Annotated in this window: 21 protein-coding genes; 18 read left to right on the plus strand and 3 right to left on the minus strand. The window is 50.4% G+C overall.

Features of this window, described 5'->3' with window-relative positions; translation table 11 throughout:
- The first annotated feature begins 6 nt into the window (after positions 1–6).
- Positions 7–195 carry a hypothetical protein gene (locus V8J88_RS07700; RefSeq protein ID WP_338848791.1) on the plus strand — a complete coding sequence of 63 codons (189 nt, stop codon included), beginning with the start codon at positions 7–9 and terminating at the stop codon, positions 193–195.
- Positions 196–523: 328 nt separating this feature from the next.
- Positions 524–937, plus strand: a complete 414-nt coding sequence (locus V8J88_RS07705) for a hypothetical protein (RefSeq protein WP_338848792.1) — start codon at positions 524–526, stop codon at positions 935–937.
- A gap of 134 nt (positions 938–1,071) precedes the next feature.
- Here V8J88_RS07705 and V8J88_RS07710 read toward each other — a convergent pair whose 3' ends face one another.
- Complete coding sequence (locus tag V8J88_RS07710) at positions 1,072–2,016, minus strand: Rpn family recombination-promoting nuclease/putative transposase (RefSeq protein ID WP_338848793.1); 945 nt, start codon at positions 2,014–2,016, stop codon at positions 1,072–1,074.
- Between the two features lie 48 nt (positions 2,017–2,064).
- On the opposite strand from V8J88_RS07710, the gene V8J88_RS07715 reads away from it, so the two are divergent.
- Together V8J88_RS07715 and V8J88_RS07720 are read left to right on the plus strand one after the other, a co-directional pair.
- On the plus strand, positions 2,065–2,484 hold the full coding sequence (locus tag V8J88_RS07715) for a hypothetical protein (RefSeq protein ID WP_338848794.1): 420 nt from the start codon (positions 2,065–2,067) through the stop codon (positions 2,482–2,484).
- A gap of 259 nt (positions 2,485–2,743) precedes the next feature.
- Positions 2,744–3,850 carry a tetratricopeptide repeat protein gene (locus V8J88_RS07720; protein WP_338848795.1) on the plus strand — a complete coding sequence of 369 codons (1,107 nt, stop codon included), beginning with the start codon at positions 2,744–2,746 and terminating at the stop codon, positions 3,848–3,850.
- Between the two features lie 163 nt (positions 3,851–4,013).
- On the opposite strand, the gene V8J88_RS07725 is transcribed toward V8J88_RS07720, so the two are convergent.
- A complete protein-coding gene (locus tag V8J88_RS07725) occupies positions 4,014–4,397 on the minus strand; it encodes a hypothetical protein (protein ID WP_338848796.1) in 384 nt (127 codons plus the stop codon).
- 126 nt (positions 4,398–4,523) lie between these two features.
- On the opposite strand from V8J88_RS07725, the gene V8J88_RS07730 reads away from it, so the two are divergent.
- Both V8J88_RS07730 and V8J88_RS07735 read left to right on the plus strand, forming a co-directional pair.
- Positions 4,524–6,821, plus strand: a complete 2,298-nt coding sequence (locus V8J88_RS07730; RefSeq protein WP_338848797.1) for a tetratricopeptide repeat protein — start codon at positions 4,524–4,526, stop codon at positions 6,819–6,821.
- 119 nt (positions 6,822–6,940) lie between these two features.
- Positions 6,941–7,645, plus strand: coding sequence for a hypothetical protein (locus tag V8J88_RS07735; protein ID WP_338848798.1), 705 nt, complete (start codon positions 6,941–6,943; stop codon positions 7,643–7,645).
- Between the two features lie 32 nt (positions 7,646–7,677).
- Here V8J88_RS07735 and V8J88_RS07740 read toward each other — a convergent pair whose 3' ends face one another.
- Positions 7,678–7,962, minus strand: a complete 285-nt coding sequence (locus V8J88_RS07740; RefSeq protein ID WP_338848799.1) for a hypothetical protein — start codon at positions 7,960–7,962, stop codon at positions 7,678–7,680.
- Between V8J88_RS07740 and V8J88_RS07745 the strand changes: the two genes are divergently transcribed.
- From V8J88_RS07745 to V8J88_RS07800, 12 genes are all read left to right on the plus strand, one after another.
- Positions 7,948–9,372, plus strand: coding sequence for a hypothetical protein (locus V8J88_RS07745; RefSeq protein ID WP_338848800.1), 1,425 nt, complete (start codon positions 7,948–7,950; stop codon positions 9,370–9,372). The two genes, V8J88_RS07740 and V8J88_RS07745, sit on opposite strands and share 15 nt — an antisense overlap.
- A gap of 10 nt (positions 9,373–9,382) precedes the next feature.
- Positions 9,383–11,926 (plus strand): tetratricopeptide repeat protein, encoded by a 2,544-nt coding sequence (locus V8J88_RS07750; protein ID WP_338848801.1) that lies wholly within the window; start codon positions 9,383–9,385, stop codon positions 11,924–11,926.
- Positions 11,923–12,468: a hypothetical protein gene (locus V8J88_RS07755; RefSeq protein WP_338848802.1), complete on the plus strand. Its 546-nt coding sequence runs from the start codon at positions 11,923–11,925 to the stop codon at positions 12,466–12,468. Before V8J88_RS07750 ends, V8J88_RS07755 begins: the two co-directional genes overlap by 4 nt.
- Positions 12,469–12,683: 215 nt before the next feature.
- Entirely contained in the window at positions 12,684–13,841 is a 1,158-nt protein-coding gene (locus V8J88_RS07760) for a hypothetical protein (RefSeq protein ID WP_338848803.1), read from the plus strand.
- Positions 13,838–14,878 (plus strand): hypothetical protein, encoded by a 1,041-nt coding sequence (locus V8J88_RS07765; RefSeq protein WP_338848804.1) that lies wholly within the window; start codon positions 13,838–13,840, stop codon positions 14,876–14,878. The genes V8J88_RS07760 and V8J88_RS07765 overlap by 4 nt, the downstream gene beginning before the upstream one ends.
- Position 14,879: 1 nt before the next feature.
- Positions 14,880–16,517: a hypothetical protein gene (locus V8J88_RS07770; RefSeq protein ID WP_338848805.1), complete on the plus strand. Its 1,638-nt coding sequence runs from the start codon at positions 14,880–14,882 to the stop codon at positions 16,515–16,517.
- Between the two features lie 3 nt (positions 16,518–16,520).
- Positions 16,521–17,342 carry a hypothetical protein gene (locus V8J88_RS07775; protein ID WP_338848806.1) on the plus strand — a complete coding sequence of 274 codons (822 nt, stop codon included), beginning with the start codon at positions 16,521–16,523 and terminating at the stop codon, positions 17,340–17,342.
- 280 nt (positions 17,343–17,622) lie between these two features.
- Entirely contained in the window at positions 17,623–19,992 is a 2,370-nt protein-coding gene (locus V8J88_RS07780) for an ATP-binding protein (RefSeq protein WP_338848807.1), read from the plus strand.
- Positions 19,989–22,709 (plus strand): ATP-binding protein, encoded by a 2,721-nt coding sequence (locus V8J88_RS07785; RefSeq protein ID WP_338848808.1) that lies wholly within the window; start codon positions 19,989–19,991, stop codon positions 22,707–22,709. The genes V8J88_RS07780 and V8J88_RS07785 overlap by 4 nt, the downstream gene beginning before the upstream one ends.
- Positions 22,702–23,148 (plus strand): hypothetical protein, encoded by a 447-nt coding sequence (locus V8J88_RS07790; protein ID WP_338848809.1) that lies wholly within the window; start codon positions 22,702–22,704, stop codon positions 23,146–23,148. Before V8J88_RS07785 ends, V8J88_RS07790 begins: the two co-directional genes overlap by 8 nt.
- Before the next feature lie 161 nt (positions 23,149–23,309).
- Positions 23,310–24,359, plus strand: a complete 1,050-nt coding sequence (locus V8J88_RS07795) for a hypothetical protein (protein ID WP_338848810.1) — start codon at positions 23,310–23,312, stop codon at positions 24,357–24,359.
- 258 nt (positions 24,360–24,617) lie between these two features.
- Entirely contained in the window at positions 24,618–26,294 is a 1,677-nt protein-coding gene (locus tag V8J88_RS07800; RefSeq protein ID WP_338848811.1) for a hypothetical protein, read from the plus strand.
- Positions 26,295–26,305: the final 11 nt, after the last annotated feature.

A 26,305-nucleotide genomic window follows, 5' to 3' on the forward strand; every position in this document is an offset into this window, starting at 1 on the left:
AACGTCATGGGAATGCACAGAAAACGCAAAAGGCGTTTGCATTACAGTTGCCAGAAATGTGGGCGGCATGGGCTAAAACAGCATGAATTGGGCCAGCGCATCATGCAAAGCATTGCGGCGTTATCACAGCAAGAACGATTACAAATGCTGGAGTTGATTGACCAACTGCTAGACGAATCCCGGCAGGTGGCGTAAGCCGAAAACAAGGCCCGTGCAAAGCATCGGGCCTTGTTTTTTGCTGTACCAGTTGAGCAGGTATGAATTGCTGATTGAACTCATCTGGCGGAATTTGTCGCAAAAATGCAACAATCCCCATGCAAGCGAATTGCTCTATTCTATATACACTTTCAGGGGTAATTTCTGGGGTATTATTTGTGTGTAAAAATGAAATACTCAATAAAATCAAGCAGATATGATTTTCGCTGGCATGTGCGCAGCTCGACCCAGTCACCTGGCGAACTGCAGATGTTAGCGGCGCGGCCAAAGATGGGCAAGACCGCCTTGGCGATGCAAATCGCAGCACATGTGGCGCAAAGCCAGATTGGAAAAGCAGCGCCACGGCTTGTCGCTGCTGGTGATTGATTACCTTCAACTGCTGTCAGCTGTTGGGGAAACGCGCAATGCGCTTGATGTACTGACCGAACTGGAGGCATTAGCCCCGCATGCTCCGCGCATTTTGTTAGCAAGTGGAAAGCTGGCGGGGGAAGGTTTTGATCATCCACCGCTTGATACCCTGGTGCTGGCCATGCCGATATCCTGGAAAGGCTCCTTGCAACAGTATGCCGGGCGTTTGCACCGGACACATGCCAACAAAACAGCAGTGCGCATTATTGACTTTGTGGATACCGGGCATCCGGCATTGTTGCGCATGTGGGAAAAACGCCAGCGCGGATATAAGGCAATGGGATATCGGCTGGAGGCGGATTGTCAACCATGATGCCTCAACAAATTCCGGCAGAGGCAGGTACTGCAGTACGGGTTTGTTTCGTAGCAATCAGCAACAACCGCACCGGCATGTCGATTCGGTGAAACTGTTCAGGCTGCGCCGATTTATGCTCAGCTAAGCCCGGCTCACGCCTCCCGCAAGCCCGCAATCTGCTCCACCGCCAAACCCGAAAGCGCCGCAATTTGCGCATCCGCCAAGCCCATCGCAATCGCTGCCCGCGCCACCTCCACCGCCTTTTGTTGCGCGCCTTCAGCAATCCCGCTTTCCTTGCCCTCGGCAAAGCCCTCATCAAACGCCGTATCGGTCACATTCTTCATATCCCGATAGATTTTCAAGCTGTTTTCATACGCCAGCCGCTCATCCGGCGGCAGTTTAACCACTTCGGCAATCTGAAAAAGTTTGTTGAAAACAATCTCATGCCAGCGCGGCGGCATTTCTTGCAGTTTGGGCAAATTGCGGAACAGATAGAGCCAGCGCTCCAGCACCGAATCCAACTCGTTCAAAGTCTTATTGAAATTCGGCAAGGTCAGATAGATGAAAGTGAGCTTGTCGTAAAACACGGCATTGTGTTGGTTTTTCAGCTTGACAGTATGCAGCACGTCTTGTTTGTCATCGTCATCAAAAACGAAGTCCAACACGCCGATGGAATACACTGCCGACAGGCGATAATCCCAGCTTCCCCCCTGTACCGCCTGCTGCTGAATCGGAAAGCTCGCGTAATACACACTGCGGTCTTTAAACCAATTTTGCTTGGCCTTTTGCACTTCCACAATAAACGACGTGCCATCCTGCGCCCTGCAGTGCAAATCCATCACTGCGCGCCGTTCGGCAACGGATACCCCTTGCCACTCGCTGCGCGAATATTCCAAATCGGCAATCTGGTGCTTGGCCGGCAGCAGGGAGTTCAAAAAACTGATCAGCAAGTCCTTGTTCGGCTCTTCGCCAAACACTTTTTTAAAGCCGTAGTCGGTCAGTAAATTGATGTACTTTTCCATGATGCACCTCTCTGGGCGCGATTGTAGCATTCTGCGCCGCTGAGAAAAAAGTGCAGCCCCCGCCCAGATTTGCATTTCCCTTTCTTCTATCTCCCGCGTCAATCAACGCCACGGGAGAAAATCATGTCCACCACCCTTTGCCAAATGACGGCGCAATTTGTGCATCCTGCAGCAGAAGCCGACCTGATGCGTGCTTTGTCCTGCGCCTTGGCGCGCTTTTTAGCGCTGTATGTGCGCCATACCCCCAAGCTTGGCTGGGACTTGGCGCAGATTGATGTTTGCCTGAGTCCAGCCAACCAGGCCGGCGCCAATGCCTGGCTGGCCTTGCCGCCTGCGCAACGCGCTGCGCTGCTGAAACAAACCTTGGCGCAACAGGTATTTGTGCGCTGTCACCAGCCGCAATTGCGCTTTTGCAGCAGCCTTCCGGCTAACCCGGAGCGCAGTATTCGCGTGTATTTGCCAGGCAAACAAGGCGGTTGCGAATGGCAGTTTGAGTTTCCCGGCGATTTTTGTTATTTGCCCCAGGCGGATGCGGTCAAATAAGGGGCGCGCTTTTCAGCCTTGCCCTGGCCCCTGTGCTGACCACGCAAACCAGCCGACCGGCACAGCCAGGGCAGGCAGGATTAACTGTGGTAAGCACGCATCATCCACAACCAACTGGCGATGATATTTCATGCAAGCGGCTTGTGCTGTGCTAAGGTTTTAGCGCTGCTTTTGCCTGATGCGCTTGGCGGCATGCCGCCAAGCAGTCTGCAAAATCGTATCGTCTTGTTTCGCTGAGTTGCTGAAAAAAGGATTGTTCATGCGCACATTCCAATCAAAATGCCTGGCCCTCTTGCTGGCATGCAGCCTAAGCGCGGCGGCCCAAGCCGAGCCGATTGTATTATCCGGCGTGTTGTTGCAAGAAACGGAAGACGGTCAGCCCTATGCCGGTTTGCTGGTGAGCGCGCATGGCGGCGTCAACAGCAAGAGCGATTCCAAGGGGAATTTCCAAATGGTGTTCAACCCGGAATATAGCGGGCAGGAAGGCAATTTGCTGGTGAATTATCCCAATGGCTGGAAGGTGATGTTTTCAGTGATGTTGAAATACAAGCTGCTGCCGAATGGCGCAAAAAATCAAATCATCGCTTGCCCGGTGGCGCGTTGCGATGCCTTGCGCAAGACCTATTTAACGCAGAAAAATCTGGTGATTGTGGATAAGCGCTTCAAAGAAAGGCTGGCTGCGCTGAAAAATAAAGTGGGCGTGAAGCAGGAAGAAATCGCCCAGTTAGAGGCCGAACTGGCCAAAGAACGCTTGCGGGCGCAGGACTTGGCGGAGCAGTTCGCACGGCTGGCGGAAGGCGAAGTCAGTTGGCAGTATCGGCAGGCCTGGGATTTGTATTTGAAGGGCGAAATAAAACAGGCGCTGGAAGTATTGAGTGAATCGGTGCTGGAGCAGGTGGAGGCGGCGGAAAAACGCAGGCAGAAAGAAGCGCAGCAGGAATTTGAAAATAGCTGGCTCTTGCGCGCGAATTTGGCCGATTCCGAGGGCGATGTTGAAGCGGCGGAACGGGCCTATGCCAAGGCGCTGGAGGTGGCGCCGCAGTCGCCGGATGCATGGTTGAAATATGCGGCTTTTCAACAAAAAATGCAGCGTTTCGCGCTGGCGCGCAAGGGCTATGAAGAAGCCTTGAAACTGCGCCGCGAACTGGCGCAAAGCGAGCCGCTAACGCATTTGCCGAATCTGGCAGACACGTTGCTGGCTTTAGGTCAGTTAAATTTGGCCGAAAACCGAAGCAATGAAGCAAAAAAATTGCTGAGCGAAGCATTGGCAATCTTGCAAAAACTCGCAGCGACTGACGCAAAGCCATATGCCGGGAAAATCAAACAAATCCAATCCACCCTCCAACAACTGCCAAAAAACCAGTAAACAGCCGTCGCGCCCCGGCTGGCATGCACCCAGCCGCACAAGATCGGCTGGTTTCGCGCTAACGCTAAAGAAAGGATTTGCAATGCCTACATTTCAATCAACATGCATGGCACTGCTGCTGGCAAGTTGCTTTGGCGCGGCGGCGCAAGCCGAGTCACTTTTTTTATCCGGCGCTTTGTTGAAAGAGGAGGAAGGCGGCAAGCCGCATCCGGGCCTGTTGGTCAGCGCGCATGGCGGCGTCAACGGCAAGAGCGATTCGGTGGGGCGATTTCAAATGGCTTTCGATGCCGGGCTGCAAGGGCAGGAAGGCAATTTGGTAGTGGACTACCCCAAAGATTGGAAGGTGATGTTTTCGGTGATGTTGAAATACAAACTGCTGCCGAAAGCGCCGGAAAACCATGTCATCGCCTGCCCGGTGGCGCGCTGCGATGCTTTGCGCAAAGAATACTTGACGCAAAAAAATTGGGTAATTGTGGATAAGCGCTACGAGGAAAAGCGGCTTGCCTTGGAAAAAAAGGTGGGGGTAAAGCAGGAAGAAATTGCGCAATTACAGTGGGAACTGGCCAAAGAGCGGGAGCGGGTGAAAGACCTGGCGGAACAATTTGCCCGCTTGGCGGAAGGGGAAATCAGTTGGCTGTATCGGCAGGCATGGGATTTGTATTTGCAGGGCGAGGTGAAGAAGGCATTGAATGTATTGAGTGAAGATGCGTTGGAGCAGGCGGCGGAGAAGGAAAAGCAAAAGAAAGAGACGGCGCTACAGTCTTTGGTAAATGACTGGCTGTTTCGGGGGGAATTGGCAAATTTGGATAATGATTTTGTGGCGGCGGAAAGGGCGTATGACAAGGCGGTGGCGTTGGACCCAAAGTCGTCAGAGGCGTGGTTTCAATATGGGTATTTTCATCAAAAATTGAATCATTTCAGCCAAACGCGCAAAGGCTATGAAGAAGCCTTGAAGCTTGACCGCCAACTGGCACAAACGAACATGGCGTATTTGCCGAATGTGGCGGCGAGCCTAAACAATCTGGGTATTTTGCATCGTGATGAAAACCGTTTGCAGGAAGCGCGGGTGACGATTGAAGAAGCATTGACGCTTTACCGCCAACTGGCGCAAGCGAACCCGCAGGCGTATTTGCCGTATGTGGTGATGAGCCTGAACAGTCTGGGCAGTTTGCATCGTTTTGATAACCGTTTGCAAGAAGCAAGGGTGGCGCTTGAAGACGCATTGAAGCTAGGTCGCCAACTGGCACAAACCAATCCGCAGGCGTATTCACGGGGTGTGGCGAGGAGCTTGAACAACCTGGGTAATTTGTATCATGATAAAAACCGTTTGCAGGAAGCGCGGGTGGCATATGAAGAATCATTGAAGCTTTACCGCCAACTGGCGCAAACGAACCCGCAGGCGTATTTGCCAGATGTGGCGAGGTGCCTGACCAACCTGGGTGTTTTGCATCGTACTGAAAACCGTTTGCAGGAAGCGCGGGGGGCGTTTGAAGAAGCATTGAAGCTATCGCGCCAAATGGTGCAAACGACCCCGCAGGCGTATTTGCCGTATGTGGCAGACAGCCTAAACAACCTTGGTAATTTGCATCGTGTTGAAAACCGTTTGCAGGAAGCGCGGGTGGCGTATGAAGAAGCATTGACGCTATCGCGCCAACTGGTACAAACGAACCAGCAGGCGTATTTGCAGTATCTGGCGAGCAGCCTGAACAACCTGGGTCTTTTGCATCGTGCAGAAAACCGTTTGCAGGATGCGCGAGTGGCGTTTGAAGAAGCCTTGAAGCTACGCCGCCAACTGGCGCAAACGAACCCACAGGCGTATTTGAGGTATGTGGCGGACAGTCTGAACAGCCTGGGTGTTTTGCATCATGATGAAAACCGTCTGCAGGAAGCGCGGATGGCGTATGAAGAAGCCTTGAAGCTACGCCGCCAACTGGCGCAAACGAACCCACAGGCGTATTTGACGGATGTGGCGGCCAGTCTGAACAGCCTGGGTGTTTTGCATCGTGATGAAAACCGTTTGCAGGATGCGCGAGTGGCGTTTGAAGAAGCCTTGAAGCTACGCCGCCAACTGGCGCAAACGAACCCACAGGCGTATTTGAGGTATGTGGCGGACAGTCTGAACAGCCTGGGTGTTTTGCATCATGATGAAAACCGTCTGCAGGAAGCGCGGATGGCGTATGAAGAAGCCTTGAAGCTACAACGCCAACTGGCGCAAACGAATCCGCAGGCGTATTTGCGGAATGTGGCTAACAGCCTGAACAACCTGGGTAAGTTGCATCATGATGAAAACCGTTTGCAGGAAGCGCGGGTGGCATATGAAGAATCATTGAAGCTTTACCGCCAACTGGCGCAAACGAACCCGCAGGCGTATTTGCCGGATGTAGCGTTGAGCTTGAACAACTTGGGTGCGTTGCATCATGATGAAAACCGTTTGCAGGAAGCACGAGCGGAGATTGAAGAAGCATTGAAGCTACGCCGCCAACTGACACAAACGAACCCGCAGGCGTATTTGCCGGATGTGGCGCAAAGCCTGAACAATCTGGGTGTTTTGCATAGTGCAGAAAACCGTTTGCAGGAAGCGCGGGGGGCGCATGAAGAAGCATTGAAGCTACGCCGCCAACTGGCGCAAACGAACCCGCAGGCCTATTTGCCGTATGTGGCGAACAGCCTGCACAACTTGGGTGTTTTACATCGTACTGAAAACCGTTTACAAAAAGCGAGGGAGGCGTTTGATGAAGCATTGAAGCTACGCCGCCAACTGGCGCAAATGAACCCGCAGGAGTATTTGCCAGATATGGCTGATTCTTTGGCAGCATTAGGAATATTAAATGAAGTAGAAAATAAACCCGCCAAAGATCGCCAATTTTTGCAAGAGGCACTGGCAATCTTTCAAGAATTTAATGGAAAAAATCGAGGGCAGTATGCTAACAAAATTAAAGCCATTGAAAGCCATTTAATCGATAATAAATAGTATATTTGTGCCAATTTTTAAAACAAATGATTTTCCTCAAACCTAAGAAAGAAAAACCGGTAAACCCCATGCTATTTTTTTTCCTGTCTGTTCCCATTGCCCCTTCGCCAGGAGCTAATATGACCAAACCACCGCTTACCTCAAACTATTCTCAACTGCACCAGCAAGACTGGCAGCAAGTGCAAATTTGCGTGGCCGAGTGGTTGGAATGCCGCGCCGGGCAGGATGTGAAGGCCACGGCCCGCGCCCGTGAGCGCGCCAGTGAAGCTTTGTATGCTGCGATGTTGCATGACGCGATGGGCATTGTGTGCAAAACCGTGGATAACGGGAAACCGATTTCCGAACGTCGCCCCGCCGCGCCAATGGCGCAAAGCTTGATTCAATCTATCTTCAGCCGCAAAAATTTCACCCTCTTAATCCAAAGCCACCAACAGGCGCGTGAAGTGAATTTACGCACCTGGCTGACCAGGCTTATCCACTTTAAATTGGGCGAGCGCTTTAAAAAAGAAAAAGTCCTGCGCGAGTTGTTGCAAGACGTGGGTTTGCCCACCGAGTACGACGAACAAGCCCTGCCCGCCGAAACAGCGCACGTCGGGGTGGATAGCGATGACTGGGACGAAGCCGCCAGCGCTTATCAAATCCAGCAAGGTTGGCAGCATTTTGAAAACGTTTTGAGCAAAATCGAACAACAAGTGCTGTGGCTGTTTTGGAGCGGCGAAAGCGATGCCCAGGCCAGCCGGCAACTTGGCATCAAAGTTGGCGCGTATAGCGGCCATCGTGAACGCGCTTTGCAAAAATTACGCATGGAGTACCCCGCCACATGAGCACCCCGGTTCAAGTCTGGTCCAAGACAGATTTATTGCGCATGGTGCAGCAGCCCGACTGGCCCAGCCCGGTGCTGGCCACCAAGGACGAGCGCACCCATGTCCGGCGCATGATGCAAGATGGCAAAGCACAGATTGAGAAAAAATATCTGGGCAAGCTGGAGCGCTATCAAGTGCATGAAAATGGCTTTATTGAACACTTGAGCCACATCCCCGAATTGCAAGCCCACATCGCCTATTGGAGTGGCGTCAAACGCTTGCCCACCATGCAGGAGCGTTGTTTGTACACAGAATGGCGCGGCTTGGATATTTTGCAATGGCAAACCTTGCTGGGGCAAAACAACCCCCTCACCAACAGCGTGCCGGGCGTGCTGTATCTGCTGCGCTGCATTTTGCAAACCTGTCACCCATTTCACGCGATGGGCTATGTGCATAATGACCTGCACTTGGGCAATCTGGTTGTGGAATACCAATACGACTGGTTCAGCCACAGCATTACATTGCAGCCGCAGCACATGCGCATGATTGACTTTGAATTTGCATGCTACCCGCGCGCCGATCATCCGCGTGCGCAGAAAGAAAAATTCCAGCCGCGCCCGGCAAGCTGGTCGGATTTGATTGTCCCTGGTTTGCATAGTCCCCATGTTTGCCCGTATGAAGTGGAACAGGCGTTGACGAATGACTCAGAAAGACGCAGCTACCGGCGCTACCGGCAAGCTGCCGATGGCAACTACATCGCGCAGGCGCAGAGTTTGGAGAAAATTGATTTCGGGGTGGATTTTTTCACGCTGGGGCAGGCATTGGATGGCTTGCTATTGCAGGTGGAAAATGAATGGGACGATGATGAAACCCTGCGCTGGGCGGAAGCTGAAAGCTATTTACGCCGCCTGCCGCAGATTTTGCGCGAATGGGATAAGACTGTCCCCGAAGAAATCCGCCCCGTGCCGCATCTGGAATTGTTGGCGGAAATTGATGGTTATTTGGGCGATTGGCCGCGCCGCTGTAATTGGCAAGTGCGCTTAGCTGGCAGGCGGCAATGGCGGTTTGGTAAGCGGGCTTGGTGGGGAGGTGGGTTGGTGTTGGCGGCGGCTACAGCTACAGCCGCAGCTGTGGGCGGCTTGGTGCAGGAAACGCCAGCGCCGCCAAAGCCGGAGCCTCCCTATGAATTTGCAGTGCGGCGCGATGAACTTGGCAAGGAATTGGACTTGGCGGCAGATGATAGCTTGAGCGTGGTTTGGAACAAGAAAGAATACAAGGGACAGATTAAGCCGGACGGCAAATTTCTTTTTACACTGCCGTCACAAGCGCGTGGGACGAGGGGCGATCTGCGGTTTTATACCAAGGGCAAGCATGCTGTGGTGCAGCAGTCGTTAGAATTAGTTGGTGAGATCATAAGTCCGTCTCCTCGTGCTTGGACACAACGAGTGGTGGTAAAGGTAACAGCCAAGCAGTCGGAGCAATTGCTGTCTGATGGCAATGTCTGGACTACATACAAAGATGCCGTCAATTCTGGCAATGAAGTCGTGATCAATGCCGAACCAATAGGAAAGGGGGGCTATATTCTGCATTTACCATTGGATTTGATGGTTGGAAAAATCTCGGCATGCGCGCCGAAATTTAAGCTTGCTACACAATATTTTGATTTGCGACAGGGGGCATCGGCGTATAGCCGGGAGATGGATTTGGAAGTCGCTACAGAGCCTTATCCTGCATGCCCACCAACATGAACGGAGTTGTATGCGTACAAGTAAATTAATCATTGGCATCTACTTTGTCCTGGCTTGGATTGCGTTGCCAGTGCAGGCGAAATCCATTGTCTTATCCGGTGTGCTGTTGCAAGAAACTGAGAGGGGCAAACCTTTGACAGGCAGACTGGTTAGAGCTAATGATGGAATTAATGCTAAGAGTAATTCCCTGGGGCAGTTTGAATTGGTATTTGATGAACGGCTTCAAGGGCAAGAAGGAAATTTGCTGATTGATTTACCCGATGGCTGGAAAGTGATGTTTTCGGTGATGTTGAAATACAAATTGCTACCGAACGGGCCGAGAAATATAATTATCACCTGCCCGGTGGCGCGCTGTGATGAGTTGCGAAAAGAGTATTTAACGCAAAAAAATTGGGAGATTGTCGATAAACATTATCATGAAAGACTGGAAGCATTAAGTAAGAAAGTGGGAGTGAAGCAGGAAGAAATAGCGCAATTAGAAGCTGAACAGATCAAGGAAAAAGCGCGGGTAAGGGAAATCGCGGAACAGTTTGTCCGCTTGCAGGAGTGGGATGCCAGTTGGCTATATCGGGAGGCTTGGAATTGGTATTTGCAGGGGGATATAAAAAAAGCACTGGTAATTTTGGATGAATTTAAACTTGACCAAGCAGCAGAACTGGAAATGCTAAGGCAGGAAACGAGGATGCAGGCCTTGTTGGAAAGTTGGCTCGTTCGGAGTGAGTTGGCAAATTTGAATAATGATTTTTTAGCGGCGGATCGTGCGTATGGCAAGGCGGTAGCACTTGCACCAAAGTCGGCGAATGCATGGTTTAAATATGGGTATTTTCATCAATCATTGAATCATTTTAGCCAAGCGCGCAAAGGGTATGAAGAAGCCTTAAAGCTAAATCGCCTACTGGCAGCATCCAATCCACAAGCGTATTTGCCGGATGTTGCATTAAGCCTGAATAATCTGGGTATCTTGCATCGTGCTGAAGGTCGCTTGCAGGAAGCGCGGGTGGTGTATGAAGAAGCATTGAAGCTACGCCGCCAACTGGCGCAATCCAATCCGCAGGCATATTTACCAACGGTGGCAGATAGTCTGAATAATCTGGGTAATTTATATCATACTGAAAACCGTTTGCAAGAAGCGCGTATGGCATATGAAGAAGCCTTGCTGGTGCGTCGCCATCTGGCGACAACTCACCCGCAGGTGTATTTGGCAGATGTAGCGGAGAGCTTGAATAATTTGGGCGCCTTGCATCGTGCTGAATACCGCTTGCATGAAGCGCGGGTGGTGTATGAAGAAGCATTGAAGCTTTACCACCAACTGGCGCAAACGAATCCACGGACATATTTACCGTATTTAGCAAATTGCCTGAATAATTTAGGCAATTTGTATAGCGATGAAAACCGTTTGCAAGAAGCGCGGATGGCGTATGACGAAGCATTGAAGCTACGCCGCCAACTGGCGCAAACAAACCCGCAGGCATATTTGCCAGATGTGGCGGTTAGCCTGAACAACCTGGCGAATTTGCATCGTGCTGAAAACCGTTTGCAGGAAGCGCGGATGGTGAATGAGGAAGCCTTGAAACTCTACCGCAAACTGGCGCAAAGTGATCCTCAAGCTTATTTGCCATTTTTAGCAAATTGCCTGAATAATTTAGGCAACTTGCTTAGCGATGAAAATCGTTTGCAAGAAACTCGGGCGGCGTATGAAGAGGCATTGAAGCTGCGTCGCGAACTGGCACAAACGAACCCGCAGGCATATTTGCCTGCTGTGGCGGCCAGCCTGAACAATCTGGGTATTTTGCATCGTGCTGAAAACCGTTTGCAGGAAGCTCGGGTGGCACATGAAGAGTCATTGAAGCTTTACCGCCAACTGGCACAAAATAATCCACAGGCATATTTGCCGGATGTGGCAGCCAACCTAATTAATATTGGTATCTTATACAAGCTCGAAAGTCGAAAGCAAGACGCATTGGTAGCATCTGAGGAAGCCTTGAAATTATATCGCCAACTAGCGCAAAGCAATCCGAGTGTGTTTTTTCCCTATGTAGCGACCAGCCTGAATAATTTGGGTAATTTATATAGCGCTGAAAACCGTTTGCCAGAGGCACGGGCGGCGTATGAAGAAGCCTTGAAATTGCGTAGCCTACTGGCGCAAAGTAACCCACAATCGTATTTGCCGGATGTAGCAATTACGTTGAATAATCTGGGAAACTTGCTCTTCTCAGAAAATCGCATTCAGGAAGCAAAGAAAATATATGAAGAGGCGCTCGCCATTTTCAGAAGATTGGCGTTAAATAACCCTGCAGCGCATCAATCGAGAATTGCGCAAATTCTTTCTCGACTGGGAGTTGTTTATTTCTCCGAAAATGATGAAGTCAAAGGAAGGCAGGCGCTGGCAGAGGCAGTTGATATTTTTAAATATTTGGATAAAGGAAATTCTGGTATATATCAATCTGAAATCAAGATGATTACAAAATTTACTGACTCCCTTGTAGAGCGACCGCGATCAAGCAGCCTACTGGAGAATAATGATAAAAATCCCCAAAACAAGGGGGAGCAATGAAAATATTTAATATTCTATTTGCTTTGATAGTTTGGCTATTTATGGCGGACTGCAGTGCTGAGGCGACGTTGAGTGGCATGTTTGTGGTTGTAAAAAAGGATGGTAGTAATGCAAAAATTTCCGATTTTAGGTCGATTAAAATTGGCGTAACAGAAAATAAAATTCCAGTAGGGACTGATGGGAATTATATTTATATATTTAAAAAAACTGATCCAGGTGAAAAAGTGCAATTGGAAGTAGTAAATCTGCCAGATGGTTGGGATATATTGGATAGGTCTGCGCTGACTGTGACTTTGCCATTGGTGAAAAACACTGAGAATCCACCAAGGCATAATATATTATTATGCAAATCAGATGAGTGCAGTGAGTTGGCGCTTGTGCATTATAAGTTAAAACCATATGTCGATGGATTGCTTAATAGATGCAATATTGAACTTGCTAAACAGCAAGCATATTCTAATGCCATAGAGAAATTTAAAAATGACATTGATAAGAGGAGAAATAGCAATAATATTGATGCACCAGTAAATAATCGAAAGTAAATTTAATATGGAATTTCATTGTTAGTTAATTTGCAATCGAGGAGTGAGATGATGCAAGAAATTCTGCATGGTTTTAAACACCGGCCAATATGGCTTGAATACACCATCCGAACAATGTGCTTGGTGGCAACGCACCAACTGCCCGCAAGAGCGCGATTCCACATCCCCCACCTGCTACAATCCCCCACAAGCCCGCAGCCTGACAAGAGCCAAGCATGGACCAGCCCGATCCTCTCAGCCAAACCATCAGCACCGCGCAAGACCCGCAGCGCATTGCAACCCTGCTGCGCCAATGCCGTCCGCTGCAAATTTCCCCGCCCTGGAACCCGGCCAGCTTCGCCCAACACTGGGGTGAACACACAGGCACAGCACAAGCCGTCTTGCGCGGTATGTTTGACACCCTGGCCAATCACTTGACTTCCAGCAGCGCCGCTGCCGCCTTGCAGCCGTTTGAATTGAGCTTGAAAGTTGCCGGCAGCTTCAGCCAGCCGCAAGCGCTGGTGACAGAGTTGGACGCGCAATGCAACAGTTACCTGATTATTTTTGCGCCCGGTTTATTCACCTGCATTGCCGACCGCTTTTTCCGGCTCTTGACCTGCGCCGAACATTTTCCAGATGTGGGCGACGTTGGCGCCTGTCAGACCGAGTGGAGCGCGGCGCCGCTGGCGAATATTCCCGAAGACCCCGAGCGTTTGCGCCTGGCCATGTTGCTCAGCATGATGTCGATATTGCTCATGTTTTATCACGAATTGGCGCATGTCTTGCGCGGGCATACCGCGTTTTACGCCAATCTGGGCGTACACAGCCTGCCGGAATTTCAACCCCTGGCCACCGGGCCTATCGTGTGGCCGCAGGCCGAGCCTGGCGCCGGCCAAGCGCAAGATGCCGACTTGATCCGGCGTGCGCTGGAAGTCGATGCCGACATCCACGCCGGCCTGTTTTTAGCCACCGTCATGCAGCAGCAAAACCCGTTTGAAGAATGGCTGTTTGACGACATGCAAGACAGCGATATCTATGAAATGGTGGCGCTGTGCGCAGGCATCGCCTTCAACGCCTTTGAAGCCGGGCGCAGCAGCAAGCTGTATCACTTGCCCGGCACGCGCACCGAATGCGTGTTGGAAGGTTTTGCGCGCGCCCTGGGTTTGGATAAGCGCGAAGAATTTTCCATCGGCCTGAATAACGCCCTGCAATTTTGCGCCGAACATTACCAGGCGCCGGGCGAATTGGACGACTTCAACGCCGACATCGACTTATTGGAAAACCACACCTGGCCGATGCTGGTCAAGATTCGTGACATGTTTGCCGAAAGTGTGCCGCAAGCCTGGCTGCAGCGCCAAACTCAAAGTCAAACCCCAAGCGGAGCGGCGCCATGAATCCGCAAGCCTTGCACTATCTCAAACTGCTGCAAGCCCAGGGCAGCAGACATCCGAGCGCGCTGGATTTTTCAGCCGCGCCAGCCATCGCCACCACAGACGAAGAAATTGCGCAATTGGTGGCGCGCCAGCGCCAACAATACGGGGCCGATCACAGCGAGCAATTCGCCGCGCATGGCCTGCACATGGGCTACTGGCTGCAGCAGTTGGAGCAGGATTTATATCAGGATTTGCTGGACTATTGCGACCCCGCCGAGCGCGCGCTCATGGCGCGTCTGGCGTTGGGCTTTTTGCACAATTTGCGCTGCAATGCCTGCGTGTTTCCCGTTGCGCCAACAGAGGACGCGCACAAAGACGGCGCACAAGCCGCCACAGAATCCGCCACACAAGCCCCCGCCCCGCTGTATGTGATGGGCGTGAACGTAGGCTTATTCCAAATGGCCGGATTATTATGCGAAGCCTTGTTATGGCAGGCGCAAGACGACAGCCAGCGCGCCCACGCCAGCTATCTGCGCGCACGCGATTTGTTTTTTGTGCGCAGCCGGCGCGATTATGAAGCGGTGATCCTGGATGAAGAAGTCCACCCGATCAAACAGCAATCCGGCGAAATCGCCGCCCTGGTTTTACGCTTCATCGCCTTGCATGAATTGGGACATATCGCCCTGGGCCATGTGGAACAACTCGATATGCAATTAAACGCCCTGCAAAACGATGTGCTGTACGCAAACGCCGCCGCGCACAGCCTGCCAGCGCTGCAGGCAATGGAAAACGCCGCTGACCGCTTTGCCATCATGCACATGGCGCAAGTCAGCGGCTCGGCGCAGCAGATGTGGAATAACACCTTATTTATTTGCGCCCTGTTTCACTTGCTCGACCATATCGAAGCCAGGCTCGGCCAGCCGCTATCGCAACAACACCCGCCGCCAGCCCGGCGCGCCGCGCTGATTCAAGCCCAGGTGCAAGACGCCATCGGCGCGCCGCCAAATCAAGCCATGGACTGGCTTGGCAGCCTCATGCAGCAATGGAAGGAAGCTTGACATGTCACAACTGCCCTTGTTTTTGTACGCCGAAGACGAAGCCGGCATCCGCGCCCTGTTTGCAGAACAAACCGACTTGCACACAGGCGGCGCGCGCCTGCAACTGCTGCGCAGCAAGCGCAGCCTGGGGCTGGCGAATAGCAGCGAAACCGCGTTTCAATTCAGCTTGCACCTCACTCCGCACAGCAAGAGCGGCGAGCTGGCGCAATTTTTGTGGGGCAGCCTGAGCCGGCATGGCCAGCGCGCGCTGATGCTGGAGCAAACCGTGGTGACAGATCAGGCGCAGTTGCAGAGCCTCTTGCAGCAAACCATGGCGAAGCTGTGGCCGCACACAGGTCTGCAATTGCTCAGTCTGCACTTGCCCGCGTTTGGCGGCTTGCGCGACTTCACGCTGCACTTCACCGACTACATCCAGCCGCAGGCCTATGACGCCAACAGCCCGTGGGTGAAAAACAGCTTGCATGCTGTGCTGAGCCTGCATACGGCAGATCAAGCCAGCCTGTTGCAAGCCTTGCTGCAGATTTTTCAAGATGCCGCCAGCGGCAGCGCAGCCAAATTCGCCTACCGCCTGCGCTACCGCATGCATGCGCACACCATATGCCTGCACGCCACACCCGGCGCCGCGCCGCAGTGCGACATAGATGATGCGCCAGCCGCGCTGCAAGATTTGCGCGCCCCGGCCAGTGCGTTGCTGCCGCGCCGTATTCTGCTACAAGGCGCACTGCATGTTGCTGATATCTCCCCGTTGCAGCAAGCGGCGATGCCCGTGCTGCAGCTGGATGGCCAGGGCAGGGCGGATTTTATCCAGGAATGCGCCCGGCAAAACCATCCCGCCTGGCAAGCCATGATGGCGCGCATGGGGCTGAGGCCAAACCAGCTCAGCAACATCAGCGAAGAACAAGCGCGCATTGCCGCCATGGCAGGCGCAATTCTGGCGGCGGATGGTGCGCAGGAAGCGCAGGAAGCTCAGGAAGTGCAGCAAGCGCCAGCCGCCGATTTAATCATATTGATGCAGCCGGAAAGCGGGCTGCACCCGCAATGGCAAGCGCGCTATGCGCTGGAAATGGCGGCGGCGCTGGAGGCGGTGACAGCGCAAGCCGGCGCAGCAGGCGGCTGGGGCGGGCAAATCGTTTTGGCCAGCCAAGCGCCCTTGCTGCTGGCGGATTTGCGGCGCGCACAAATACACTTGGTGCAAAGTCAAGATGGGCAAAGCAGTGTGTCCATTCCAGAGGCCGAACCGCAAGGCATGGGCGTGGCCGGCCTCTTACAAAGCGAGCTTTTCGGCTTAAGCTCCACCCTTGACCGCAGCACCCTGGCGCAACTGCAGCAACGCAATGCGCTGCTGGCAGAGCAAGCAAACCGCGAGCTGCGAGCGCACGAAGCAGCGCAATTGCAAACCCTGCGCAACACCCTGGCGCAGATGGGTTTTGCGCAGGAAAGCGCAGACCCGCTGTATCGCCTGTTTTTGCAAGGCATGCACGCCGCGCGCCAGTTGCCCTTGAGCGCCTTGCTCAGTGCGGAAGAAATGGCGCAGCAAACCCGGCTGGCGCAAGACATCACGCGCCGCCTGTTAGCGCAAGAACACAGCGGCGCGCTGGCGCAATTGGCGCAGGAATTGCGCGCCCTGGATGGAGAGTAAGCTATGCGCAAAGTGCAAATCCCGGCAGACGCCAGCCCGCCCGCCGACTGGCTGGAGCAAGCCGAGCGCATCAGCCAGCAACTGCAAGCCTGCGCCAGCGAAGCAGAAAGGCAGGAATTAATCGAAGCCAAGCAGGCTTTGTGGCGCGATCAACGCATCCGCGACTGGCTCATGCGCTTATTTCACGATAAATGCTGGTACAGCGAAGCACGCGAGAGCGTTTCGGCGCTGCATGTTGACCACTACCGCCCCAAGGGCCGCGTGCAAGAGCTGAACGGGCAACAGAGCGCCGGGTATTGGTGGCTGGCGTTTGACTGGCGCAATTACCGCATGGCCGGGCAACTCATCAATGTCAAAAAACGCGATCACTTTCCACTGCAAGAAGGCGCGCGCGCCCAGCCCGGGGACAGGCTTTCATTGCAACTCGAAGCCCCGCTCTTAATCGACCCCACCAGCGACGAAGCGAGCTTGATTTCCTTTGAACTCGATGAAGACGCCTGCCTTGCCACCCAAAGCGCGGGCGCCGATGCGCGCGAACAGGCGCAGGCGGCGCACAGCATCGACATTCTGGGCCTAAACCGGCTGCCGCCGCTTAACCGCAAGCGCGCAGACACCTGGCGTAAATGCTTAGGGCTGATTCAGGATTATCAGCAGGCGAATAGCGACGGTGCGCCTGCCGTGCTGGCCAAGGTGACAAAGGCGATGGTGACAAAGCAATTGCGCGAGATGTTGCGCTATGAGGCGGAGTTTTCGGCGGTGGCGCAGGCGTGTGTGAGGAAGCATGCGCCGGAGGGGTTGCGGGGGAGGTTGGGGCTGGCGGCATGAGGGAAAAGCTGAAAATGATGCGTCGAGATATCGCAACCGGGTAATTTCACCACCACACCATGGCGGCGCAGCTTATTGCGCGAAGTTTGTCTGCGCCTATCAAGGTGTATGAAGCTGAGTGTGTATTAAAGTTGTATCTTCACTGCAACACAATCAAGCATATCGACCAGAAAAAACGCCAGATACAGTTCTTGGCGTGCAATGCATGCAAGCAACAGACCTTGGGCGTGGTATAAAAAAGGGAAATTGGTCACTTTTATGAAGTTACTTTTTTCCAGACATGAAACCAAGCCACAACAACCCCAAGCGCAACAACGCAAACGATCCATGGTTGCGCGCTACGCATGATGCGGTGGTGTATATCCGTGAGCGTGATTTTGTTGAATTGGATTTAATTCAAGCTGGAATGGGCAAGGTGCGCGGGCGTTTGTATCAAATCAACAGCTTGGCGAATGGCGACGATGCGCCCTTAATGGAGCAATTACCGCAATATGCTGTGGGTAAAAAATTGCGGGTGTATGCTTTTAAACAGGGTGTGAACGCTGGCCGTGTTTTTTACCATGTACATGAGCGTTGGGCCGATGCTAACAGCCCCTGGCAGGAACTGAATTTATACGAAGACGATATTGTCACAGGCATCGTGAAAAATGCCGTGGTGAAAAATGGCGAATTGAAAGGCTGGGTTGTCAAGCTGGATGCTGGTCAGACATTTCCCACTGATAGAGACGCTGGCGAACAGCCCGATATTGACGTCTTTCTCCCGCTTGATCAAATTCCCTGGGCCGATGGTGGCGTGGAAAAGCCTGCATCCCCGGCTACTAAACGCTTAAAGCTGGAGCGCGGCGACCGCTTGATGCTGCGCATTACTGCAATCAAAGAACCGCCGATGAACCCTTATGCCAGCATCATTTCTTTGATCCATCATTTTGATGCGGATGAGGTGTCGGCTGTGCAATTGCAAGAGCACCATCTTGAGCAGGCCGCAGAAGAAAAAGAGGAGGTGACAACGATGCCAGCCGCTCTGCTGGCAGAGCGTGTGATTTGGCTGGTGGACGATAACGATGGGCAAATGCAACATTTAGCGCAGCGTTTGGAGGCGAATGGGGCTAAAACAAAAACGTTCCTGGTGGAAGCTGGGCAGTGGGAGTTGCGATGCACCCAGATGGTGGAGAAGCTGGCCGAAAGTGTTTTGTTGGCCCCGCTGTCGCGTAATCGGGCGCCTGATCTGGTGTTGGTGGATTTGCATCTTTTACAGCAGGAAAAAGGGGGCGCGCAATTGATTGCTCGTTGGCATACCTTGGCAAGCAATGCAGGTAAAAACATGCCGCCCTGTTGTCTGCTATCAAGCTTGATTCCAGCGGGCCAAGTGTGGCAACACTGTTGCGGCACGCTGATGCGGCCATTGCAATTGGGCAGTTTGTTGGCGCTGCTGAATGGCCAGCCGGTATGGCAAGGCAGTTTGACTGCAGGAATACAATTGAATGCTGGCGACAATCAAAAACCCGGCCCTTGGTTGGAGCAATTGCGCCAGGATTGTCATGCAGATTTTACAGTCTTGTTAGCTGCGTATGGGCAGCAAGATTTACGCTTTATAGGCAGCGCAGGCAAGCCGCCATTTACTGCGCAGATGTTGAATGAAGTAATGGAACATTCAGAACTGCGCTTGCTGCTTGGGAATAAACTGAAGCAGCTGCAACTTGAACCAAAGGATCATAAGCCCAGCTTAAAAGCAAAAGCAGAGAGTCACGCCCTGTGGGTCGCCATCACATCTGGAGACGAGGTGTCTCAATCGGTCGAGTGGATTATTGGCATAGGAACGGCTGAGGCCATTTCAAAGAAGGAAACCGCATGGATAATGCGCTATGCCAAGCAAGCATTATTGAATATGCGCCAAGCAGATGCGATGCAGAACTTGGGTGATTTATTAAGCAAAGGGGCGCGTTTTGATGCCTTGGGTCATGAATGGATGCATCGACAACATATCTTCAGCACGGTTTTAGAAGATTTGGAAAAATGGCGCACACAATTGCAAACTGAGCAAAAACCATTGAACGAATTTTTGCCCTGGTTGAATAAATATTTACCTCATTGGAAAACGGCGACAACAGATTTGCAGCAAACTGCTGATTTGATTTTAGGCATACAACGTGGGCGCCATACACCGTTGGATTTACAACGGGTGATGGCCATGCTTTATCCACTGGCCAGAAAATCCTGCGATAGCCGAGAAGTGGCCCTGCTGTGGCCACAGCATATTCCCCCTTTGTTTTTAGACCTGCCTGCCAGCGCAGTTTCGATTCCACTGCTTAATCTGATTGATAATGCAGCGAAGCATCACATTCGGAAAGAAAATAATTGGGTTCGCTTGCAACTGGATATACCCTTAGATGGCGCATATGCCGGACATCTCGTGTGCAGTATTTCGGATAACAGTTTTGGTTTGAGCAGTGGGCAGCAAAGTAAACTCTTTCAACTCATGCACTCCAATGCACAGCATGAAGAAAATCATGGCATTGGCCTATGGCTTGCGCGGCAAGTAGTAAAAGGGCATGGTGCAGACATAAAACTTGCATATAGTTGGCGAGGCATAGGAACAAAATTTGAGTTGGTTTTGCCAATGCCATTAGAAAAAAAGGATATTAATCAATGAAGAACATTTGGCTGATTGATGATGACAATGAACATGCAGAACGCATTGCATATGCGGCCAGCAATAAAGGTTTAAAAATCACTATTGTGCCTCCGAATGCAGAAAATCTACCGGAGGAAGAGCCAGATTTGGTTTTGCTGGATTACAGCTTGGATGTGAGTGAAGTCCGCGCTGAAAGCATGCGCAATAACTGGGTGCAAACATTAAGTGAGATTTATCCTTTAGCTAAAATTTGTTTATTAACTTTCTTTCCAGGTGCGGCTGAGAAGCTGGCTCGAACCAAAAATTTAGCCGGAGTGTTGACAAAGCCGCTTGTTTTTGACGAGTTGGAGAAAATTTTAAATAAGCCTAATTTATCAATCCGTTACGATGTCGCATCTTCATTTCCAGCATGGTTTAATGCTGTTGAGACACCTATTTATATTGTAAATCAAGAAGTAAAACTCATCACACAAAATAATGCCGCCTGCGAGCAAGCTATTTTTTCCTCAAATGATGTCGGTGCAGGTCTGGCTGACGGGCATTGGAATATCATTTTACAAAAGTTGATGGCTGAACTGCGTTTGGCAGACAGGAAAATAAAATATGTCTGCAAATGGGATTGGAATGTAGAAAAGAACCAATGGGAAGAATGGCGTTTGCACAGATTGCGCGATGCTATCCTCAATGATAATGGTGAAACGAATGACGAATACTGGTTGTCTAGAACCTTGCATGCCACAATTTCGCCATTAAATGCTGCGCCATTGAGCGCCAAGCTGCATTTAAAGGAATACTTGGATGAGTTGGCAGACTTGATGCGCGAGCAATGGGGTATTACACGGTTGCGTTTATATATGGCTGAGGCAATTGTCGGCGAGCTTAAACGTGACACCAAAAAAGGTTGGCGTATTACACCATTGGCAGCAACTGGCCACCATTTTTCTGAGGATGGAAAGTCATGGCTGTGCAATGAATTGAATTTGGACGAAACAAATAATGCGGAAGAGCTGAGGGACGCAATGCCTGGCACAGTTTTATTATTCCCAACACCGGTAGCTGAAGCACAATCAAGTAAATTATCCTCGATTCCATGGGGGAATGCGAAGACTAGAGTAAAAATGATGATTGGGGAGGTGTTGCCAAGTGGAGAAAAGGCATTTGTAGGGCAACTCAGTTTTGATCGTCGTACAGATCATTTATTGCCAGAAGAAGCATTGCCAATTGCATGGGGTGATATTTCAGGAAATGATGTTGTGGGGATGCAAGGCTTTTTAAAAATAGTCCATGATGACTTATTGATGCGATTGAAACAACGCCAAGGTATTCGGATGATGAGTTGGCAAAAAACAATCAGCGATATTTTGACAGAAGGGGTGAGCGATGCTGGCGCACCTACCACTGATGCACCACTTGAACACGCAAGAAAAATTATTTGTACAGCATTTGATAAATTGCTCTTAAACTGGAATTTGTTGCAAAATGCGCCTTGGGAAGAGCGAAAGCCCCAAGAATTTGCTAACGAAACTCCGGTTTGCGTAAAACCTGATACGGAGTTGTTGGAGCTTTATGTGGCGGAGGGAATTTCCAATCAATTGCTTCGCTGTGAAATTGGAGCAGAGAAATCTATATTCAAGATTCGTTCATACCGCAATAGCCCCTGGCATATACGCTGGCCTTTTTCAGGCGCTTGGTGGGCAATGGACTATGAGGCATTTGTTATTCAAGATTTTAAAGCCGAAAAGCATGTCCAAGACGGCGCCATTGAATTGCTCCTTGACTCCTATCAGAAAAGAGAGGTTCCAGAAGAGATTTTTAAACCGGCGGATGAACAGTATCACCAAGTTGGCAGTTGGGTGGGCATTAAGATTCCACGAGATAAAGACCGGCATTGGATTTTAATCACCATGGCGCGTGGGAAAAATGTATGGACCAGCGGGCGCATTGACTGGTTGCATGCACTTGCAAAACGTTTAGCAACGCTGCTGCGCTGGTGGAATGCCGAAACAGAACGGGAATGGTTTCGCTATGCGCTGGCGCATGAATTAAGGAAGCCAATGCAATTGTTGGAAGGAGATATTGCAAACTGGCTTGAAATTTGGCCTGAAAACAAGGATAAGAGATCAGTTTCTAAAGGGAAAGTGAAAGATTTATATGCATTGGTTAAATTGCATGGGCACATGATTGAAGATATTCAGAAAATAACTGGTGTTCGTTTTGGAAAGGAGGAGCCTGAAGTTAGTAAAACATGTACATTATTGGAGTTAAATCAAAGCGTTGATTGGTTGTTGACATATCACAAGGGAGAGGTTGTAATAAATAATTCCTGTGATGATGTAGATGTTTTGCTGAGCGTACCGCAAAAAGCAATGGCTCATATTTACATCAATGTATTACTAAATGCAATTAAATTCAACCCGGAAATCATAGGTGAGAAAGTAAAAATTAATTTAATCTTAAATGATGTTCGCGATGTTTTGTTAATTTCTATTTTAAATGCAGTTTTCAAGCCAATCCCAGAAGAGAAAAAAGCGGAAATACTATTGCCTTATGTTAAAGGTGATGTCGATCAAATCGGAACAACAGAAGGGATGGGGGCCGGACTTGCTGTGGTGGATGCATTATGCAAGCGGCATGGAGTAAAGTTAACAATATCAGATGAAAAGGGAAAAGGTGAGTGGCATTGGCAGATATTCACCTTAGCCATACCTGCGAAAACGGAGGGGAATCATGAGTAAATGCATTTGGATGGTAGATGATCAAGCAAACCGGCCAACAGTTGAGCGTTTGCAAATGGTTGGAACTAAGCAAGATACTGTTGAGGTTAAAAACTATTGCGGAACAGGAAAAACTGAGCTGTTTGCTAAGGATGTTGCTAAGCATAGTATTTCCCCGCAAGATTATTTTATCTTAGATTGTTTTATGCCTGTGCCGCTTGTAATAAAACTTGGCAAGTTCTGGAATGGGCAGGCAGTTGATGCAAGATATTGCGGTTTTGCATTGGCTAAGTGGTTGTGTGAGACAAAGAGTATAAATCAAAATAACATAATTTTGTGCAGTGCTTTTCAAGACTTTGCACAGAGAAAAGCGGATTTTGGATTGGGTAGTGAACTTGAATGTTGGGATGGTTGGCAATCTATGACAGTTCTTCGCTTGCGGAAATGGCTGCAAATTTAGCGTGGCATTCATTACTTCTTCATTTTATGTGAGTCAATAATTTGTATTATTATCATGGCTCAATGCGATAACTTTGTTTTGGAGGATGTGGTGCTGGGGCGGAGAGAGTAGATGGCTGCGTACTTGTATAAACTCAATAAACATTATATGCGGGATCGCAAATGAATAATTATCTATTATTTGGTATTGCAATTGGTTTGGCAACATTCTCCTGGTCGTTGTCTAGGATTATTTCAAAAAATACACCAACTGGGACCTTGCAAGATTGGAAAAATATTGTTCAAAATCTAATCTTGCCATTGTTGGTGGCTTGTTCTATGGGGACAGCCGGCTCATTATTTTGGTCTGTAGGTGAAAGCGGGGTGTCAAGGACGTTCGCTCCTGAAAAAAGGGGGGGGGGTGATAAGAACGAGGATGTTCGAAAACATAAAAACGTATCCTCTGAAATTCCGTCATCTAATGCTTCCGTTGCAGAATTTTCATCAAAGGTAGCAAGTGCACAAAATAATCCTGCACCTGCACCTGCACCTGCACCTGCATCAGCATCAGCTTCTGCATCCACTTCTTCTCCGCCGAAGGCTGGGGATGGTGAACAAAGCAGTGTGAATGGGAAAAATTTGCCGCCGGAAACATGGTTGGCAATTGCAAGCTTTGTTTTGGCTATTATTACTGGGGTTTATTTGGTTGCAATTCAAAACACATTGCAAGCTGGTAAGGAGCTTGTAAAGGAAATGGCGGAGCAACGCAAACAGATTGAAAAAGAGCTGAATGAAATAGCGGCTATTAAACGTAGCCGCAGCCAAATTGTTGGTGGCATCGCGGAATGTCTGGAATGTACAGTCATGAGAGTATCGGAAATTACTGACCAATTGCAAGAATTTTCATTCATTACCGCCGGGCAAAGATTTGATTTTGTTAATATAAAAAATGGCCTTGATAATATTTCATCTGAATTGTCATGGGTAAGTAGAGCAAATACATTTTTATCACTTTTGGAGGACGAGAAATATAATTCAGCAGATACTTCTGCGGAGCAGATTAATCTATTTCTTGGGGATAGTAAAAGCCAAAACAGTCTATTTATTTTTATTTTTAACGATTTGCATGAGCAACTTCGTAAATTGCGTCGAGAAAAACCTGATATGTTTGGAAATAAAACACCCTATCCAAATTTCCGAGTGTTACTGGATAGTCTTTCTGCACGTAAGTGAGACTGAATTTGTTGGTGATGATTTGTTAGTGCATTTCAATTTTATAATATGCTGCAAGCTACTCCTTGATCCTGCTCAGCAGCGGATTTGGCTTGGCGCTGTTACTGCAAGAAGAATGATGCTTTCCCAAGTTAAGCAAAGAATTCGTCAATAGCACTTCATGTACCGGAGGCGTATGTCAAATCATGCATGGTCAGCGAAATGTCGGGCTTGTCGCCAGCTTGTGCGCCACGCTGGCGCTGATGTGTGAGCCTGCACATGACGCATCAAAAAATCCCTCAACCATTGGTTCCATATCAGCCAGCTGATTTCAGCGTGTTGCCGCCGGAAGAGTTTGAGGATTTTTGCGTGACCCTGGTGCGCGCCTTGATTGGCGTGCATGGTACGGCAGATAAGTATGGTTCACGTGGTCAGGCGGATTTTGCAGTTGATATTCTGGCCAGACGCGCAGATGGCGTACGCGAGCTGTATCAATGCAAACGATATCAAGAATACAAAGTCGCTGATCTGAATCAACACATTCAAGAATTTCTCAAGAATTTGCCTCGATGGCAAGCCAACGGCCCAATCACAAAATACGTCTTGTTAGTTTCCTGCCGGGTTGAAAAAACGGAACTGCATGAGGCTATTCAAGACCATATAAACAATCTGAGTAGCAAGCACCAGATTGCCTTGCAAGTCTGGTCCGGCGGCACGGTGGAGGCGCGCTTAGCGCCGTTTCCACAAATCGTTCGCCGTTTCTTTGCAGAATCCTGGGTTGCTGTCTTATGTAACCATGACACACGCGCAAACTATGCACGGTTATATGGCGCTGATTCCGGCTGCTTGCTTGAAGACGGCATTAACACCGTTTCCAGCTTGCTTGCATTGCTGAATACCTTACCCATCCACATCGAAAAAATCCGCAGCGTATTCCAGCACATCACACATCGCCCTGCGAATCAGCAAGACAGCTTAGAGAGCATGTTGTATGAGCTTGACGATTACGCCCCTGCTAACCCTGATTTATCAAATACCGTTTTATTGGCAGTGCGTCTATGCGCCTTGTGTGGGCAAATTGCGATACAGCAGGGCGTCAAGGAGGAGGTAAAACAAAGCCATTGTGCAGCGCAGGAAAAATTGCAGGCTTGGTTGCAAGCCGGTCCGGCAAGCTATGCTGCGCCTGCGCTCACCGCCGAACAGGAAAGATTGCAGAGGCAAGCATTGCGTGCGCAATGTGCGCCGATTATTGTGCTGCAGCCTTTTGCTGAGCAAGCGGCGCGCGCCTGGTATTCAGACGATGGCAGGCAATGGCAAGACCTGAACCTGGGAGCGCCAGATCTGGGGAACTTAGAAGCCTGGCTGGAAAATTGCCTGCGCCAACTGGTGGCGCGCTTTGGTTTGCATGGTGAAACCGTCATAGAACTGGTGTTGCCTTTGGATAAATTGCCAGTCACCTGTTTGGGGCTGGAAGTGGAACCCGTCCCGGATATCTGCTACCGCCTTGGTGAATCCGGCTTGATCCTGCTTTTACGCTTGCAAGAACGGTGGGAGCATTCTGGCTGGCATAAGAATTGGCGCACGCAATGGGAGCTAATGCAAAACAATTTGGGCGCCATGCCGGAAATTTGCTGGCATCCCGCTTGCAAGCCAGCCTGCGATGGACGCTGGCATTGGCTTGCTGCGCCACACGACAAAGCACAAAGCCGTGAATTTAAACGAGCGTTGTATGAAGGTGCGCCGTTTGCCTTGTTGTGCGCCGAAAATGACGAGGCGTATATCCGGGAAAAATTCAGCGCATGCAATTATTTTGATTTTCATCAACATTTTCAAAATTTCGGCAATTTGCGCGATGGCGCCAACCATATCCACTGTTTGATTGATGATCCAAACCGTGTTCCGCCCGGCGCCAACCCGCTGGATAGTCAATTACGCCAACCCCAAACACGAAGTTGAACAGGAGCCAA

The organism is Massilia sp. W12 (assembly GCF_037300705.1).
In the GTDB taxonomy this organism is placed as follows: domain Bacteria; phylum Pseudomonadota; class Gammaproteobacteria; order Burkholderiales; family Burkholderiaceae_D; genus JACPVY01.